We start from the raw sequence: 16,407 nt of genomic DNA, 5'->3' as shown, positions 1-16,407 counted from the left end.
CCCGCACCCTCAGGGGTGCGGGCCGTCGTCGTCGGTCCCGGGGTCCCGACGGAAGATGCCGGCGACGATCGATTCCGCGCTCCGCGCCTCCTCCTCGGGTTCGGCGGGCCAGAGCAGCAGGGCGAGAACGGAACGGATGAGGAACCGTGCATCCGCGGGATCATCGGGATCGACGCCGACCAGATCGGCGGCCACCGCGTGCACCGCGGGAGACGACAGGACGGTGGGCGTCGCGTCGATGAGGTTGTCGGGCCGGAGGAACTGCCGGATGACCCGGTCGCCGCGTAGTGCGCGCAGGGTCTCGATGATCGCCGTCCGGGCTCGATCGGGCCCGGTGAGATCCGCGACGGTCGCACGGATGGCGGCGAGCACCGGTGCCGACGTGGTGGCCAGCACGGACTCGATCAGTGCGGCCCGACCGCCGGCATGGCGGTAGATCGTCGCCCTCGAACAGTGCGCCCGACGACCGAGCTCGTCGAGGTCGAACCCGTCGAGGCCACGGCGTGCGATGAGGGCCGCCGCGTGCGCGATCAGACGCTCGCGTGCAGCATCGTGCCGGTCTGCGTCGACCAGCCAGTCCCGGGCCATCGCTCCCCCGTTCTCTTGGTGAGACGAACCATCTTGTCGATGAAGGACGTTCCAGCTGTTCACGAGGCTAGCCTGAGACACCGGATGGTGTCGTGACTTCTTACCGATCTCGACTTCGGGGATATGCGTGCATCGACGGCCCGGGGTCGCCCACGCTGGACTCCATGGACACCACCGCCGACCCCACGACCTTCTACTCGCGTCTGCACACCGGTTCGCCCGTGCAGCGGATCGGGGAGTCATCGTTCTTCGCCGTCGGCTCCTGGGACCTGATCGCCGACGCGGTCCGACGCCCGGAGGACTTCTCGTCGAACCTGACCGCCACGATGGTGTGGCACGGCGACGGCACGGTCTCGGAGTTCCCGGTCGCCGGCCTGGGCGACGCTATGCACGTCCTCGCCACCGCCGACGGGGCCCGGCACCGCGATCATCGGAAGCTCGCCATGCGGTCGGTGTCTCCGGCACGTATCCGCGAGCTCGAACCGACCATTCGTCGATACATCACGGAGGCATGGGCCGACGATCTCCGTGGTGGCCGGATCGATTGGTTGAGCGCTGTCGCGCAACGGATTCCGATGGAGGTCGCCACGGCGGTGATCGGATTGCCGGTCGCCGACCGTGCCACGCTGACCCGGTGGGCGATCGCGACGAACGTCCTGATCGACGGCGTCATCACGCCGGACCAGCTGACGGCCGCGACCGCGGCGGTCGGTGAGCTGACGGCCTATCTGTCGGCGGCGCTGAGGCACACTGACACTGACACTGACACCGGCGCCGGCGCCGGGAGCGAAGAGAGCGGGCCGACCGCGCTGGGAGAGGTGGCACGCCGTGTCGCCGACGGCAGTCTCGATCACGAGACCGCGGTGATGATCCTGTTCCAGCTGGTCGCGGCGGGGGCGGAATCGACCACGAGCCTGCTCAACAGTGTCGTCTGGCTGCTGGACCGGCACCCCGACGTCGCCGGACGGTTGCGCCGGGATCCCGATCTCATCCCGGTGTTCGTGGAGGAGGCGTTGCGGCTCGAGACGCCGTTCCGCGGCCACTTCCGGCATGTCGTCGCCGACACCACCCTCGGTGACGCGCACCTGCCCGCGGGGTCGCACATCTTCCTGATGTGGGGCGCCGCCAACCGGGACCCCGCCCATTTCGTCGACCCCGCGGCGATCGACCTCGATCCGGCCGCGCGCCGGTCACATCTGGCGTTCGGGAAGGGCATGCACCTGTGTGTCGGGGCCGCGCTGGCGCGTCTGCAGGCGCGTCTCGCGGTCGAGCATCTGCTGCGCTCCACGACTGCGTTCCGGGTCGATCTGACGCAGGCGGCGTGGGAGCCCGGGGTTCTCGTCCGTCGTTTCACCACGCTGCCGCTGACGATCACCCGCTGACAGCAGAATCCCGACTTCCGCTCGCTCAGCAGCCCGATGGAACCGATATGCCGTCCGATGCGTCGAAGGAAGACCGAGGAACCCGGCCCGTCGCCGGACCGGTGATCGCCCATCGAACGGAGTACTTCATGGCCCGCGCCCTTCTGTTCCGGCTGCTGCTGACGCTCGCGGTGAGTGCGTTCGCGTGCTTCCTGGTGTTCGCACCGGCCGCGGCGGCACCCACCACCGACACGCAACGCATCACGATCACGCTGATCTCCGACCACGAGCACAACGGCGCCGCAGCGTGGACCGACGCAGACGGAAGACTACGCATCCAATCCGAAGTGCCGCTGTCGCAACGAGATCCGGACGGCAAGTTCTCGGCGTCGTTGGTGTACACGCGGGCCATGGGCGAGGCGCCGGTCGACGCGCTGTTCCAGTCCGGCGGGCGGTTCGCACGGTGTGAGATCACCGTCGACGGTGAACGGGTCGCCGACCACACCGCGCACGGGTCCCGTCCCACGAGTTCATGTCATTCCGGTTGACGCAGCCCGGCGTGGGTTCCGCCCCCGCGTCGGTGAGAGGAATCGCCACCGAGACCGTACTCTTGCACTCGTCATGAGCACCAGAACACAGCCGGTCGAACGCCCGCGGGAGCGGTTGCGGGTCTTGGAGATCCGGCACGCGGAGTCCGAACCACCCGGCGCCTACGGACCCGCCCTGCACGCGATCACCGAGACGACCACCCTGCGGATCTGGCGCGAACCCGCGACCGTCGATCCCGCGGATTTCGACGCCATCCTCGTTCTCGGCGGAGCGATGGGAGTCGGTGACGCGGACCGCATCCCGTGGATCGCCGACGAGATCGACCTGCTCCGCCGAGCCCGTGAACGGGATGTGCCCATCTGGGGTGTCTGTCTGGGCGCGCAGATGCTGGCAGCGGCTCTCGGTGGCGAGGTGCACACGAGCGACACACCGGAACTCGGTGTACGCCGGGTGCGTCTCAACGAGGCAGGGATGGCCGACCCGGTGTGGGGCGGGGCGGTCACCGCACCCGCACCACGCGACATCGACACCGTCCAGTGGCATTTCGATACGTTCACCCTGCCACCCGGGGCCGCCCTGCTCGCGTCCTCCGACGCCTGCGTCAATCAGTTGTTCCGCGTGGACAACTGCTACGGAGTGCAGTTCCACCTCGAAGCCGGCGGCGATCTGGTCCGGGGGTGGCTGTCACACCCGGAATCACGGTCCGCGGTGGCCGAGGTCCTGGGTGAGTCGGCCACCGACCGCTTCCCGATCGACGCCGCGGCCGCGGAGAAAGTGACCGTGCCGACGGCGGAAGCGGTGATGCGGCGCTGGTTGCAGGATGTCGTCGGCAGCGCCCGGCCCCGCTGGTAACGTGCGGCCGATGACCCCGACGTGGACTCGTCGTACCGCGTGCGCGCTCGTCGCCGTACTGACCGTCGGAGTGCTCGGCCTCGTCTTCCGCGTCGGCCCGGCCGTGGCCGTCCCGCTGCCGACCGTACCGCCTCCGGCGATCACCACGCCGGTCACCGATCACTGCCCGCACAAGGTCGCCACGCCTCCGGCCGTCGACGAATCCGAGGTCGTCGCACCGGGTTCGACGCCCCCCTCTCCCCTGCCGGTTCCCTCTCCCGCCGTCGGGGGTGCCGATCTCGCCGGTTGCGGGGTCGTCGCCGATCCGTCGGCGGGTCCCGTTCCGCCACGGCTGACCTCCGCGGGTTGGTTGATCGCCGATGTCGAGTCCGGGCAGGTCATCGCCGCCAAGGATCCCCACGGCCGGTACCGGCCCGCGTCGACGATCAAGGTGCTGCTCGCACTGGTCGTCCTCGACGAACTCGACCTCGCGGCGCCGGTCGTGCCCACGGTCGAGGACTGGAGCACCGAAGGCGACTCATGCGGCATGGGGCCCGGTGGTGTCTACACCGTTCGCGACGTGCTCACCGGCCTGTTGTTGGTGTCCGGCAACGACTGCGCGCATGCGCTCGCGCGTCAGCTCGGGGGCGTCGACGCGACACTCGAGAAGATGAATGACCGGGCCGCGCACCTGGGCGCGACGGACACGCGTGCTGCCAGCCCGTCCGGACTGGACGCCGCCGGGATGTCCTCCTCGCCCTACGATCTGGCGCTGCTGTTCCGGGCCGCGATGACCGAGCCGACCTTTCGCGAGATCATCGCGATGCCCACGTTCCGCTTCCCGGGCTACCCGCGGCGTCCAGATGTGCCCGGCGACAAGGATCATCCGCCCTACGACATGTACAGCACCAACCGCCTCCTCGTCGATGGGTATCCAGGAATGCTCGGCGGCAAGACCGGTTACACCGACGACGCACGGAAGACGTTCGTGGGTGCCGCCGAACGCGACGGCCGGACGGTGATCATCGTGCAGATGTTCGGCCTGTCCGTCGACGGGGATCTGTACTGGGACCAGGCGAAGGCGATGTTCGACTACGGATTCCGAACCGACCCCGCCATCTCGGTGGGCCGCCTCGTCGAGCCGTCGGCCGCGTCCGGACCGTCCTCGACACCAGCGCCGACGCAGACCGAGAACCGCGCCGTCGCAACAGGTTCCGACCAGGCGTCGTCGACCTCGGTCCAGATCCTCATCGGGCTCGTGGCCGCACTCGCGGCGGTCATCCTCCTGCTCATCGGGTTGAAGCTCTCCGGACGCCGCTGATCAGACGACCAGCGCCGGAGGTCAACGCCGCCGAAGGGCTCCGATCAGCGCGGCCGCGACTGCGCCCAGTCCGACGGCGGCCGCGAGGGCGCCGGGCCGGGGCGCCGGGCTCACCTCGACCGTCGGCGAGATCTGGACCGGCCGGTGCAGTTCCGCGTCCGGCTCTTCCACGACCTGGTACTTGCTGTTGATGGGGTCGGTCGCGCACCACGCGGTGGCATACAGCACGATCCGCGACGCGAGGTACGCGAAGACGAACACACCGAAGATCGGACCGAACGCCACCCCGGCCGGCGAGCCCAGGACCGATTGGAGATACAGCCCGCCAAGGGATTTCATCAGCTCGAACGCGATCGCGATGACCAGTCCGGCCTTCATGGCGTGCGTCATGGGCAGCGGCACCAGCGGTAGCCGCGCCAGCACGAAGGTGAAGAGCAGCCAGCTGGCGAACACCGACACGACGATGGCGACGGCCCGCACCACGACCGGGGCCCATGACGCGTCGTCGAGGCCCACCCAGGAGAGCATCGTGGTGGTGAGTCCGCTGTTGCCCAGCGTCGTCAGCGCCATCGTCACGGCGAAGGCCATGCCCAGCAATGCGAACGTGAGGAGATCCCACACCTTCGACAGCACGGGGTTGCGGTCGACGCGGCCCCCGTACATCTCGGTGAAGGCGACCCGGACGCCGGAGATCCACCCGATCCCGGTGAAGGCGGCACCGATCAGACCGACGATCCCGACCGCGGCGCGGGAGGAGATCGCCGAATCGATGACCTCACTGAGCTGCTCGCCCATCTTGCCGGGCGCGGCGTCGACCACCGCCTGTTGCAGGTCCTCGAGCAGCTGTGGTTGATTCGCCAACACGAACGCGGCGACCGAGAACACCACCATGATGATCGGGACGAGCGCGAGGATGCCGTTGAAGCTGATGGCCGCCGCATACACGTTTCCGCGCCGGTCGTTGTAGCGTTCGACGGTCTGCACCAGGTGCTCGACGGCGGGCCACTTCTCCCGCGCCGCGGCGAAGGCCGACTTGCCCTTGTCGACGGTCGACATCCCTCTGTCCACAGCTGATTTCGCCGTGTCCACCGGTGATCTCGCCGAGTCGCGCGCGGAGGTCATGGATGGCCTTCCTGGTCGGATCGCGGGACGGCGTCCGGCGGATGCGGTCTCACCGGCCAGGCGCCAGGAACCCCACCTTGTCATAGACCGACGCCAGCGTCTCGGAGGCGATGGCACGCGCGCGGGCCGCGCCCCGAGCCAGGATGGCGTCGAGTTCGGCCGGGTCGGACAGGTACTCCTCGACCCGCCCGCGCAGCGGGGTGACGAACTCGGTCAGCACCTCCGCGGTGTCGACCTTCAGGTCGCCGTATCCCTTGCCCTCGTATTTGGCGACCAGATCGTCGACGCCGACACCGGACAGGGCCGACTGGATAGTCAGCAGGTTGGAGACACCGGGCTTCTCGACGACATCGAACCGGATCTCCGATCCGGTGTCGGTGACAGCCGACCGGATCTTCTTCGCCGAACGTTTCGGATCGTCGAGCAGGTTGATCAGACCCTTGTCGGTCTCGGCGGATTTGCTCATCTTGGCCGTCGGGTTCTGCAGGTCGTAGATCTTGGCGAACTCGGCGACGATGTGCGCCTGGGGCACCTTCAGCACCTTGCCGAACCGGGAGTTGAATCGCTGGGCGAGGTCGCGGGTGAGTTCGAGATGCTGCCGTTGGTCCTCCCCGACCGGAACCCGATCGACCTGAAAGGCGAGGATGTCCGCGGCCATCAGGATGGGGTAGGTGAACAGGCCGACGCCCGCCGCGTCGACGCCCTGCTTGGCCGACTTGTCCTTGAACTGGGTCATCCGGCTGGCCTCGCCGAAACCGGTGATGCACGACAGGACCCACGTCAGCTGGGCGATCTCGGGGATGTGGGACTGCACATAGATCGTCGACCGCTCGGGGTCCACACCGACGGCAAGCAATTGCGCGACGCTCAGGCGGGTGCGTTCGGCGAGGACCTTCGGGTCGAACGGCACCGTGAGTGCGTGCATGTCCGGGATGAAGTAGAAGGCCTCGAAGTCGTCCTGCAACGCCACCCACTGCCGGACCGCACCGAGATAGTTCCCGAGGTGGAAGGACTCACTCGTCGGCTGGATACCGGACAGCACACGCGGACGGGTCGGCATCGATTCGGCCGCGGGCTCTCCGTTGCGCTCTACGTCGCTGGTCATGACGCCCAGTTTGTCAGACCCGGTCACTCGTACCGCACGGTGACCGGGGCGTGGTCGGACCAGCGGAGGTCGTAGGCCGCCGCACGTTCCACCTCGGCCTTGGTCGCCCGGCCGGCCAGCATCTTGTTGGTGAGCTGATAGTCGATTCGCCATCCGGAATCGTTGTCGAAGGCCTTACCGCGCCACGACCACCACGAGTAGGGCCCGGCGTCGTCGGGGAAGAGTTCGCGCATGACGTCGCGCCACCCGGCGGCGAGCAGGTCGGCCACCCAGGCCCGTTCGTGCGGTAGGAAGCCGGGGCTCTTGAGGTTGCCCTTCCAGTTCTTGATGTCGGCTTCGGCGGGCGCGATGTTCCAGTCGCCACCCACGACGACGTGGCGGCGTCGACGGACCAACCGATCCAGGTACGCGCCGAACTCGCGCATGAAACGGACCTTCTCGTCGTGCTTGGCGATGTCCTTTTCGGCGTCGGAGAGCGCGGCACCCTTGGGCAGGTACAGGCTTCCCGCGGTCAGCGGTCCCAGGTCGGTGTCGACGTCGACTTCGAGATAGCGGCCGAGGTCGTCGAACTCCGCGCTCCCGAATCCGACGCGCACCGCCGACGGCGCGCTACGTGTCAGCACACCGACGCCCGCGTGGCCCTTCACCGAGGACTCGCTCATCGTCAGATGCCATCCGGTGTCGAGCACCGGCGCCAGCGCGTCGCGGGCGAGTTCCTCGCTCGCGCGGACCTCCTGCAGCAGGACCACATCCGGTCCAGATGTGTCGAGCCAGGGCAGCAGGCCGCGGTTGGCCTCCGACCGATGTTTGACCGCTGCGCGGATTCCGTTGACGTTCACCGTGGAGATCGTGAGTGGCACGGGGCCACATGCTACGGCGGCTGTCCGACAGCCCATTGGCCGTGATCGCGCCACTCGAACGACGTCAAAAAAAGGTAAGGCAACCCTTGTGCGGACACCCTAAGATATGTAAGCATTGCCTAATCCAGGCACGAAGGTGAGTTTCCGAGATGTTCGTTTGCATATGCCGCGCCGTCACCGTGGACGAGGTCCATGCGCACTGCGATGCGGGCGCGTACACGGTCGACGCGATCAGCGACCGCTGCGGCGCGGGCGAAGGCTGCGGGACCTGCCTGGACGAACTGCACACCATCCTGAGCGAAAGGGCGTCAACCGCGACGACCGCTGCATGACCTGACCTCCGAGCCGACGAACCTCGCGCGAGACGACGCGCGGGGGGTTTTGTCGTGTTACGGTTCGACCGGACACACACGGGAAATGGGAGGCAGACAGATGCGTGGCGACCCCGAGGTCATCGACCTGCTCAACGAACAGCTCACGAGTGAGCTGACCGCGATCAACCAGTACTTCCTGCACGCGAAGATGCAGCAGAGCTGGGGTCTCACCGAGATCGCCGCGAAGACACGGGCCGAGTCGATCGAGGAGATGACTCACGCCGAGGTCCTGACCGATCGCATCCTGTTCCTCGACGCCCTGCCCAACTATCAGCGCCTGCTGCCGCTGCGCATCGGGCAGTCGATCCGGGAGCAGTTCGAGTCGGACATGTCGATCGAGGTCGAGGTGGTGGAACGACTCCGCCCCGGAATCGCGATGTGCCGGTCCAAGGGCGACATCACCAGCGCCAACCTCTTGGAGCAGATCCTCGCCGACGAAGAGGAACACATCGACTATCTAGAGACGCAACTCGAGCTGATCAACAAGCTCGGCGAGCAGCTCTACCTGTCGAAGACCATCGCCACACCGCCCACGAACGGCTGATTGCACCGACTCGACGACACGAGGGCCGACCGGACTCATCCGGTCGGCCCTCGTCGTAGGTAGGACGGCCGCGCTCGTTCAGGACCCGACGGGCTGGTGCCGCGCCTGGCGCCGCGCGGTCGCGAGGGCCACGACGGTGACCGCGATACCCGCCACCGCGAGCATCACCCCGACCACCGACGGCGCCAGATATCCGTAGCCGGCACTGACCACCACGCCACCGAGCAGCGCTCCGGCCGCGTTGGCGATGTTGAGCGCGGAATGGTTCAGGGCCGCGGCCAGAGTCTGTGCATCGGCCGCCACATCCATCAGCCTGGTCTGCAGCGCGGGTAGCATCATCGATCCCGTGAGCGCCACGAGGTAGGTGAGGATCAACGCTGCCCAAGCATTCTCGGCCAGCACCGCAAAAGCGCCGAGGGAGAGTGCGGTGGCGGTGAGTCCGCCGAGGATCGCCACCGCCACGCTGCGGTCGGCGACATAACCGCCGACGAAGTTGCCGGTCACCATTCCCAGTCCGTACAACATCAGGGCGAACGGCACGACCGACACCGACAGCCCGGTGTCGGTGGTCAGCGCGGAGTTGAGATACGTGTAGAACGCGAACATCCCACCGAACCCGACGGTTCCGATGACCAGTGTGAACCAGACCTGGGACCGCTTGAGTGCACCGAGCTCGGTGAGCGGGTCGGTGGTCTTCATCCCGGTGAGCGTGGGAAGCACCCGGATCAGCGCGACGACGGTGGCGATTCCGATCACGACCACGATCGCGAACGCGGACCGCCAGCCGAACGTCTCGCCGAGCCAGGCGGCCGCCGGTACGCCGAGGACGTTCGCGACGGACAGACCGAGCATCACCTGTCCCACGGCCTTGCCACGGTTGCGCGGGCCGGCCAGATGAGCGGCGACCAGAGCCGCGACCCCGAAGTAGGCGCCATGCGGGAGGCCGGCGACGAACCTCGCCACCAGCAGCAGACCGTAATCCGGCGCGAGGACGGTCGCGAGGTTGCCGACCGTGAACGCCACCATCAAGCCGATCAGAAGCGTCCGACGGGACATCCGCGCGGTGAGCGCCGCGATCAGCGGCGCACCCACCACCACACCCATCGCGTAGGCCGAGATGACATGTCCGGCAGTCGGTTCCGAGACACCGAGCGATCCGGCGATGTTGGGCAGGAGGCCCATGGCGACGAACTCGGTCGTCCCGATCCCGAATCCACCCAGCGCAAGGGCGAGGATCGTCCACCGACGGACCCGGCGGGGCACCTCGGCCGATTCGGCCCGTGCGGGGCTGCGGACTTCCCCGGCGGTGGACGGACCCGTCAGTGAAGGGTCGGCCGGGGCTTCGGTCGTCGAGAGAGCATCAGGCACGGTTGATGCCAACCCGCGCCCGTCAGCGCTGATTCCTCAGCCGGTGGTGAGTTCATTCACAAGCGCAGTGGCCTGAGTATCGCGCGGGGTGTCAGTCGCCGGCTTCGGAGCCCCCATCGCTGTCGGGCTCGGACGGGTCTGGGGAGGGCCCGTCCGGGTCCGAAGCCGTGTCGGACGAGCCGGCCCTCTCGCCGTCCTCTCCCCCGTGACCGTCGGTTCCAGACGTCTCGACATCGCTTCCCGAGGGATCGGTGACGGCCGGCGAGTCGTCGTCTCGAGGCGGGGCAGGCGCGGGGTCCGCGTCGGGCGTATCGGTCTCGGCATCGTCGCCCGTGTCGGCACCCGAGGACGTGTCGGTCGTGTCGCCCACCGGGGGCTGCTCGGCCGGTGACGGGTCGGTGGCATCCGGTTCGGCACCCCGGGCCGCCGACGGCTCGGACGAGGGGCCGGACCCGCCCACTTCTTCAGCGCGGACCGGCCCCACGGACTCGTCGGGTACGGCTGCCAGTCGCGCGAACGTGGACGATCGCAGGTGCGACGTGTCCGCCGCGAGAATCGTGACGGCGCCGGCCTCCGACGCCACCGGCCCGATGATCGCGCCCGCCCAGTACCGGACGAAGTTGACCGGCAGCAGGACGATGCTGCGCACGCTGGCAGCCAGGGCGCTGACACCGCGCACGAACCGAGCCGGTGTCGCGGTGACGATGCCCTGCAGGATGTCCTCGAAGACGAAGATGTCGGGTAGGTATGCGCCGTACCCGAGACGTGGGAGTGGCGGCAGCAAGCCCTGCACCAGCCGGACCACCGGCTGCAGATTCGCCAGTTCGATGCCGAACGGAAGCCCGATGGTCGGGCGATCCGACAGGAAATCGCCGATGGTGCCCCGGTAGCCGAGGTCACGAGCCCAGCCCTGGACGAGCTCGGCGAACGCCGAGCTCGCGCCGACCATGCAGACGCCGTCCGCACAATCAACCGGGCGATTCGTCCACGTGTATCCCGACACCAGAGGGTTACCCGACATCTGCTCGGGATACAGGAAATGTTTGACCTGGTAGCCGAGGATGCCGTCGATGGCGCCGATCGGGTCGTAGACGGGATCGGGCAGATCGCAGATCGGGTCGCCCTCGATGCACACCGACACGACCCGGTCATTGACCGTCCCGAAGCCGGCGTCCGTACTGTCGGCACCACGCGACCCCGACATGGTCAGACCCGGGATGATCCCGATCAGCGACAACTCGATACCTCGCCCGGTCTTGTCACCGGCCTGCCGCGGATCCGAATACAGCTCGCCCGACACCCCGACGTCGGAGATCACGACGTCGTCGCTGGGATCGTCGGGCGTGTTCGCGACATCGAACTTCCGGCCGTTGCCGATACCGGCGAGCACGTCTCCAGCGATGCGCGCCCCTTGCGAATAGCCCGTCACCACCACCGGCGCCTCGGACCCGCACGCTTCTCGATACGACGAGATCGCCGACGCCGTCGATGCGATTCCCTGTTCGGTGCTGCGGTCGTACCCCGTCGCTCCGAGCGGCCATATGGTTGCCGGGTAGGGAGCGTTGATCACCTCATAGTCCTGCTTGCGGTACCGCTCCTTGACGCCCTCGAGCAATAGCGACTCAGCGTCGACGGTCCCCCCGACCACCACGACGGCACCGCTGCACGAGGGGCCGCCGGCTGTCGCCGCCGCCACCCCCGTGAAGCCGAATGCGGCGAGGGTCGACATCGTCGACATCCAGGCGACCAACAGAGCGACCCGTCGGGTCCGGAGATGAGCCATCACGGCCATGAGCGCTCCTGTGCGAACCCGGACCACCTGAGCGGAGCATTCCGGTGCAGCCGGGGCTGTCCCGAACGCTAGATCCGCGATCGCGGAACCGACAGCACCCTGAGCGTCGCTAACTACCGTGACCAGCGGTTTTGTATCTGAACACACCCGATTTCACTCGGTCGGAGGACAGCCACCGGCACCCTTCCGGTGCACTTCTCAAGGGTTGGGCGCGGCCTGACCGGGACGGTTCTCGGGCCCTCACATCCGTGTTATATCCTTGTCGCCAGGTCATGAGTATCAGCGCGAAGCCCCGGCTGGCTGATCGGCAACCCTCCTTCCGCGGTGGGGTGCTCCGGGTGATGACCGGGTTGCGGGATCGCAGTGGCGATCCCCGGCAAGCGCGGGTCCGAAGGTCGGACCCCAACAGGGTCGAGTTGCCCTGCCGACCGTAGAAAGTGATGAATCGCCATGTCTGATGTCCCTGACGGCACCCTCGACAGCAACGATCCCAGCGAGAACTGGAGCTTCGAGACGAAGCAGATCCACGTCGGGCAGTCCGCGGACGCGGTGACCAATGCCCGTGCGCTGCCGATCTACCAGACGACGTCGTATGTCTTCAACGACACCCAGCACGCAGCCAATCTCTTCGGTCTCGCCGAACCGGGCAACATCTACACGCGCATCATGAATCCCACGCAGGATGCCGTCGAGCAGCGGATCGCCGCGCTCGAGGGCGGCGTCGCCGCGCTGCTCGTCGCATCGGGACAGGCCGCCGAGACCTACGCGATCCTCAACGCCGTCGAGACCGGCGGGCACGTGGTGTCGAGCCCCCGCCTGTACGGCGGCACGTACAACCTCTTCCACTACACACTGCCCAAGCTCGGGGTCGAGGTGAGCTTCGTCGAGGACCCGGAGGATCCGGCGTCGTGGCAGACCGCGGTCAAGGACAACACCCGGGCGTTCTTCGGTGAGTCGATCTCCAACCCCAACAACGAGATCCTCGACATCTCGGGGATCGCGGAGGTCGCGCACCGCAACGGCGTACCCCTCATCATCGACAACACCGTCGCCACCCCGTACCTGATCAGCCCGCTGGCCCACGGCGCCGACATCGTCGTGCACTCGGCGACGAAGTACATCGGTGGTCACGGCACCGCGATCGGCGGCGTCATCGTCGACGGCGGCACCTTCGACTGGCGGGTCCAGCGCGACGGGAAGGACCTGTTCCCCGGTTTCACCACGCCGGACCCGAGCTACCACGGTGCCGTCTTCGCCGACCTGGGCGCGCCCGCCTTCGCACTCAAGGCACGCGTGCAGTGGTTGCGTGACACCGGCGCGGCGATCTCCCCGTTCAACGCGTTCCTGTTGGCACAGGGCCTGGAGACGCTGAGTCTGCGCATCGAGCGCCACGTCGCCAACGCGCAGAAGGTCGCTGCCTTCCTCGAGGCACACCCGCAGGTCGAGTCCGTGGCGTACGCGGGCCTGGAGTCCTCGCCCTGGTACAAGCGCGGTCAGGAACTGGCCCCGAAGGGTCAGGGTGCGATCATCGCCTTCGAGATCCAGGGCGGAGTGGACGCCGGCAAGAAGTTCGTGGACGCGCTCAGCCTGCACAGCCACGTCGCCAACATCGGCGATGTGCGGTCGCTGGTCATCCACCCCGCCTCGACCACCCACAGCCAGCTCACCCCCGAGGAGCAGCTCGCCGCGGGCGTGGCCCCGGGACTGGTCCGGCTCGCCGTGGGCATCGAGGGAATCGACGACATCTTGGCCGATCTCGAACAGGGATTCGCGGCGGCCAAGTGAAACAGGTGAGGCAGCTTTGTCGGTGAGTATCGACCTGAATGCGACAGCATCTGATCAGCCCGACTGGGAGACCCTCCCGGACGGGGAACTCGTCGGCATCCCCATCGGCTCGTTGCCTCTCGACAGCGGAGCACGGATCGACGACGTCACCCTGGCGTTCCAGCGCTGGGGGACGTTGTCACCGTCCCGCGACAACGTCATCCTCACGCTCCACGCACTGACCGGCGACTCGCACGTCACCGGACCCGCCGACGCCGACCACGACTCAGCCGGATGGTGGGACGGGCTGATCGGCCCGGGACAGGCCATCGACACCGACGAATGGTGCGTCATCTCCGCCAACGTCCTGGGCGGATGCAAGGGCTCGACGGGTCCAGGCTCCATCGCCCCCGACGGTCGGCCCTGGGGCTCACGCTTCCCGCAGATCACCGTGCTCGACCAGGTCCGTGCCGAGGTGGCACTGCTGGACCGCCTCGGAATCCGCAGCGTCGGTGCGGTTCTCGGCGGCTCGATGGGCGGCGCCCGCGCGCTCGAGTGGGCCATCGAGTACCCCGACCGCGTCCGCAGCGCCCTGGTACTCGCCGTCGGCGCCCGCGCGACCGCGGATCAGATCGGTATCCAGTCCGCACAGATCGCCGCGATCAAGGCCGACCCGGACTGGTGCGGCGGCGACTACCACGGCACCGGTCGGATTCCGTTGCAGGGCATGGGGATCGCGCGCCGGATCGCCCATCTCATGTACCGCAGCGAACCGGAGCTCGACTCCCGCTTCGGCAACGACGCCCAGGGCGACGAGAACCCCCTGACCGGCGGGCGCTACGCCGTGCAGAGCTATCTCGACCACCAGGCGTCGAAGCTGATGTCCCGCTTCGACCCGGCCAGCTACGTCGTCCTCACCGAGGTCCTCAACCACCACGACGTCGGCCGTGGTCGCGGCGGAGTCGCCAAGGCGCTCAACAATTGCCGCGTTCCGGTGATCGTCGGGGGGATCGACTCCGATCGTCTCTACCCGATCCGGCTACAGGTCGAACTCGCCGACGAACTGGGCAACTGCGTCGGCGGGCTCCAGGTCGTCAACTCCGAGACCGGCCACGACGGATTCCTGACCGAATTCGATGCCATCAGCGATCTACTCAAGCGCACGGTCGAACTCGCGCGTCGCGACGCCTGACGGACCGTAGCCCAGCTGTCGGCGGCGTCTCGTCAGCGCGGCGCCGGCACCGACGGAACCGGGCTGCCGGACCGAGGTACCGGGGTCACCGGTGAGCCCGACTCCCCGTCAACGGACTTCCCCGGTTCGGCTACACCCGGAATCTCAGTCGACCCGGTGGCGCGGGTGCTGCTCGGCCGCGGCGGGCCGCTGGGCGCGGAGCGCAACGTCGACGTCGAGTACGTGGGCGGCGGCGGAGTGGGCGCCACGCTCGGCGGACGCATACCCGGGGGCAGCAGGTCCGGCGGGATCGTCGGTGTCGAACCGGGCGGGAAGGTCAGGTCCGGCCACGGGAACGGCGAGAGGGTGCGGGTGCTGGTACTCGTGGACGGCCGCGTCGGCGGCAACTCCGTCGTCGCCCATGCCGGCGGGTCGTTCCAGCCGGTCTCGGGCGCGGGCCGTTGCGTCGGAACGGGAGTGACGACGGTGGGCTCGACGGGTTCGGCCGGGATTCGGGTGATCGGCTGGGAGGTGGGCCGCGGGGTGGACGGCGGCTCCTCCTCGCTGGTCGCCGCCGCGGGGGGCACACTGCTGACCGACGGCTGCGGCTCGACGGCCGGAAGGTCGGCGAACGACGAGCTCACCGCGTAGATGGTCATCAGCGTGGCCGCGATGACCGCCCCGGCAACCGCAATCGGGGTCGCGGAAAGCCACTCGCGCTGCGGCTTGCCGCCGATGAACGCCAGACGCGCTGCGCCCGAATAACTCTGGAGGGCCAGCAAGGCTGCGCCGGTGGCCACGACCAGCTCCGGCGCCGTCGGGTTCACGACCTCGAGCTCATGCTCCGCCGCGATCGCGCGCACCGCGGGGAGGTTGGCGAGTCCGCCGATGAACACCACCGCGTCCGGTCGTACGCCGCGTGACCTGACGGCCGCGACATAGCGGGCGAACACCTCTTTCGCATCACCGATCATCGGCGCGATCGCCTGCTCGACCTGGGTCGCGGACAGCGCCACACGACCGGTGTTCGCCGAGACCGCGACGACCGACTCGGCGGCCGCGACGCCGCCGTAGGCGATCTCCTCTTTCGCGGTCCGGCACGCGCTGCGCAACTCGCTGCGCTCCGCCCGCGTCCGAGTGGCGTCGCCCAGGACGGGATTGTCGGCGGTCAGCTGGTCGACGATGGACCGGTCGAGACGACGACCGCTCAGCACGGTCGAGTGCTCGGCGTCGCCGATGCGACCCTCGCGGGGATCGACGGTGTAGAGCGACATGCCGGTGTCGCCGCAGTCGACGACGACGGCAGTCGAGAAACGGTCGATCTCCCCGGTGTCGGTCAGGTAGGCCAGCACGGCCTCGTCCTCGCCGGCGAGACGGACCTGACGCCGGGGTCCGCTGCCCCGTGAACGCAATTGCCGACGCTGGCTCCCCGTGCGTGCGGCGACCCCGATCGGGCCCACTCGCGTCCCGGTCTCGCGGGCGGCGCTGAGCATCACGTCGATCCCGGCGTTGACCCGGCCGGCGGAGTCGAGGCCGTCGGTGGGATCCACGTCGATCACGCGGGAATCGACCACACTGCGACCGAGATCGTCACGCGTCAAGAGGACGTAGTGAATCATGCCAGCCCCTGCTGACACGCCCATGGACGTCACTTCAT

General features: G+C 68.2%; 15 protein-coding genes and 1 riboswitch. Of the genes, 8 read left to right on the top strand and 7 right to left on the bottom strand.

Annotation, left to right across the window (positions count from 1 at the left end):
• Nucleotides 1-9: 9 nt before the first annotated feature.
• Nucleotides 10-588, bottom strand: a complete 579-nt coding sequence (locus LEL84_RS23780) for a TetR/AcrR family transcriptional regulator (RefSeq protein WP_226512929.1) — start codon at nucleotides 586-588, stop codon at nucleotides 10-12.
• A gap of 164 nt (nucleotides 589-752) precedes the next feature.
• Between LEL84_RS23780 and LEL84_RS23775 the strand changes: the two genes are divergently transcribed.
• The 4 genes from LEL84_RS23775 (at nucleotide 753) to LEL84_RS23760 (ending at nucleotide 4,650) form a co-directional block, all read left to right on the top strand.
• Nucleotides 753-1,970 carry a cytochrome P450 gene (locus LEL84_RS23775; protein ID WP_226512928.1) on the top strand — a complete coding sequence of 406 codons (1,218 nt, stop codon included), beginning with the start codon at nucleotides 753-755 and terminating at the stop codon, nucleotides 1,968-1,970.
• Between the two features lie 47 nt (nucleotides 1,971-2,017).
• Nucleotides 2,018-2,497: a hypothetical protein gene (locus LEL84_RS23770; protein ID WP_226512927.1), complete on the top strand. Its 480-nt coding sequence runs from the start codon at nucleotides 2,018-2,020 to the stop codon at nucleotides 2,495-2,497.
• A gap of 73 nt (nucleotides 2,498-2,570) precedes the next feature.
• The gene (locus LEL84_RS23765) at nucleotides 2,571-3,350 is read left to right on the top strand and encodes a type 1 glutamine amidotransferase (protein WP_226512926.1); all 780 of its coding nucleotides are present in this window, start codon (nucleotides 2,571-2,573) and stop codon (nucleotides 3,348-3,350) included.
• Between the two features lie 10 nt (nucleotides 3,351-3,360).
• A complete protein-coding gene (locus LEL84_RS23760) occupies nucleotides 3,361-4,650 on the top strand; it encodes a D-alanyl-D-alanine carboxypeptidase family protein (protein WP_226512925.1) in 1,290 nt (429 codons plus the stop codon).
• Nucleotides 4,651-4,671: 21 nt separating this feature from the next.
• Here the strand turns inward: LEL84_RS23760 and LEL84_RS23755 are convergent, their stop codons facing one another.
• From LEL84_RS23755 to LEL84_RS23745, 3 genes are read right to left on the bottom strand one after another with little or no spacing between them, the layout of a single operon-like run.
• On the bottom strand, nucleotides 4,672-5,772 hold the full coding sequence (locus tag LEL84_RS23755) for a YhjD/YihY/BrkB family envelope integrity protein (protein ID WP_226512924.1): 1,101 nt from the start codon (nucleotides 5,770-5,772) through the stop codon (nucleotides 4,672-4,674).
• 49 nt (nucleotides 5,773-5,821) lie between these two features.
• Nucleotides 5,822-6,877: a tryptophan--tRNA ligase gene (trpS, locus tag LEL84_RS23750; protein ID WP_226512923.1), complete on the bottom strand. Its 1,056-nt coding sequence runs from the start codon at nucleotides 6,875-6,877 to the stop codon at nucleotides 5,822-5,824.
• A 23-nt stretch (nucleotides 6,878-6,900) separates the two neighbouring features.
• The gene (locus LEL84_RS23745) at nucleotides 6,901-7,737 is read right to left on the bottom strand and encodes an exodeoxyribonuclease III (protein ID WP_058250666.1); all 837 of its coding nucleotides are present in this window, start codon (nucleotides 7,735-7,737) and stop codon (nucleotides 6,901-6,903) included.
• Nucleotides 7,738-7,886: 149 nt separating this feature from the next.
• Between LEL84_RS23745 and LEL84_RS23740 the strand changes: the two genes are divergently transcribed.
• Both LEL84_RS23740 and bfr read left to right on the top strand, forming a co-directional pair.
• Nucleotides 7,887-8,069 (top strand): bacterioferritin-associated ferredoxin, encoded by a 183-nt coding sequence (locus LEL84_RS23740; RefSeq protein WP_058250667.1) that lies wholly within the window; start codon nucleotides 7,887-7,889, stop codon nucleotides 8,067-8,069.
• 100 nt (nucleotides 8,070-8,169) lie between these two features.
• The gene (gene bfr / locus LEL84_RS23735; protein ID WP_058250877.1) at nucleotides 8,170-8,655 is read left to right on the top strand and encodes a bacterioferritin; all 486 of its coding nucleotides are present in this window, start codon (nucleotides 8,170-8,172) and stop codon (nucleotides 8,653-8,655) included.
• A 78-nt stretch (nucleotides 8,656-8,733) separates the two neighbouring features.
• Here bfr and LEL84_RS23730 read toward each other — a convergent pair whose 3' ends face one another.
• Nucleotides 8,734-10,023, bottom strand: a complete 1,290-nt coding sequence (locus tag LEL84_RS23730) for an MFS transporter (protein ID WP_137809212.1) — start codon at nucleotides 10,021-10,023, stop codon at nucleotides 8,734-8,736.
• A gap of 91 nt (nucleotides 10,024-10,114) precedes the next feature.
• A complete protein-coding gene (locus tag LEL84_RS23725) occupies nucleotides 10,115-11,815 on the bottom strand; it encodes a cutinase family protein (RefSeq protein WP_226512922.1) in 1,701 nt (566 codons plus the stop codon).
• Nucleotides 11,816-12,083: 268 nt separating this feature from the next.
• A riboswitch (SAM riboswitch) is annotated at nucleotides 12,084-12,204 on the top strand.
• Nucleotides 12,205-12,265: 61 nt separating this feature from the next.
• Here LEL84_RS23725 and LEL84_RS23720 point away from each other — a divergent pair.
• On the top strand, nucleotides 12,266-13,600 hold the full coding sequence (locus LEL84_RS23720; RefSeq protein WP_226512921.1) for a bifunctional o-acetylhomoserine/o-acetylserine sulfhydrylase: 1,335 nt from the start codon (nucleotides 12,266-12,268) through the stop codon (nucleotides 13,598-13,600).
• 16 nt (nucleotides 13,601-13,616) lie between these two features.
• Nucleotides 13,617-14,771 (top strand): homoserine O-acetyltransferase MetX, encoded by a 1,155-nt coding sequence (metX, locus tag LEL84_RS23715; protein WP_058250670.1) that lies wholly within the window; start codon nucleotides 13,617-13,619, stop codon nucleotides 14,769-14,771.
• A gap of 32 nt (nucleotides 14,772-14,803) precedes the next feature.
• Here metX and LEL84_RS23710 read toward each other — a convergent pair whose 3' ends face one another.
• Nucleotides 14,804-16,369 (bottom strand): Hsp70 family protein, encoded by a 1,566-nt coding sequence (locus LEL84_RS23710; RefSeq protein WP_226512920.1) that lies wholly within the window; start codon nucleotides 16,367-16,369, stop codon nucleotides 14,804-14,806.
• Between the last annotated feature and the right edge of the window lie 38 nt (nucleotides 16,370-16,407).

This window comes from Gordonia sp. WA4-43 (assembly GCF_020520305.1).
Lineage (GTDB): Bacteria > Actinomycetota > Actinomycetes > Mycobacteriales > Mycobacteriaceae > Gordonia > Gordonia hongkongensis.
Note: the sequence above shows the minus strand (reverse complement) of the source record. Positions and strands in the feature narration are given on the sequence as shown.

Bases quoted from the DNA above. Each gene is read 5' to 3' on its own strand.
- LEL84_RS23780 (WP_226512929.1), bottom strand. From the start codon at position 588: ATGGCCCGGGACTGGCTGGTCGACGCAGACCGGCACGATGCTGCACGC.
- LEL84_RS23775 (WP_226512928.1), top strand. From the start codon at position 753: ATGGACACCACCGCCGACCCCACGACCTTCTACTCGCGTCTGCACACC.
- LEL84_RS23770 (WP_226512927.1), top strand. From the start codon at position 2,018: ATGCCGTCCGATGCGTCGAAGGAAGACCGAGGAACCCGGCCCGTCGCC.
- LEL84_RS23765 (WP_226512926.1), top strand. From the start codon at position 2,571: ATGAGCACCAGAACACAGCCGGTCGAACGCCCGCGGGAGCGGTTGCGG.
- LEL84_RS23760 (WP_226512925.1), top strand. From the start codon at position 3,361: ATGACCCCGACGTGGACTCGTCGTACCGCGTGCGCGCTCGTCGCCGTA.
- LEL84_RS23755 (WP_226512924.1), bottom strand. From the start codon at position 5,772: ATGACCTCCGCGCGCGACTCGGCGAGATCACCGGTGGACACGGCGAAA.
- trpS (WP_226512923.1), bottom strand. From the start codon at position 6,877: ATGACCAGCGACGTAGAGCGCAACGGAGAGCCCGCGGCCGAATCGATG.
- LEL84_RS23740 (WP_058250667.1), top strand. From the start codon at position 7,887: ATGTTCGTTTGCATATGCCGCGCCGTCACCGTGGACGAGGTCCATGCG.
- bfr (WP_058250877.1), top strand. From the start codon at position 8,170: ATGCGTGGCGACCCCGAGGTCATCGACCTGCTCAACGAACAGCTCACG.
- LEL84_RS23725 (WP_226512922.1), bottom strand. From the start codon at position 11,815: ATGGCCGTGATGGCTCATCTCCGGACCCGACGGGTCGCTCTGTTGGTC.
- LEL84_RS23720 (WP_226512921.1), top strand. From the start codon at position 12,266: ATGTCTGATGTCCCTGACGGCACCCTCGACAGCAACGATCCCAGCGAG.
- LEL84_RS23710 (WP_226512920.1), bottom strand. From the start codon at position 16,369: ATGATTCACTACGTCCTCTTGACGCGTGACGATCTCGGTCGCAGTGTG.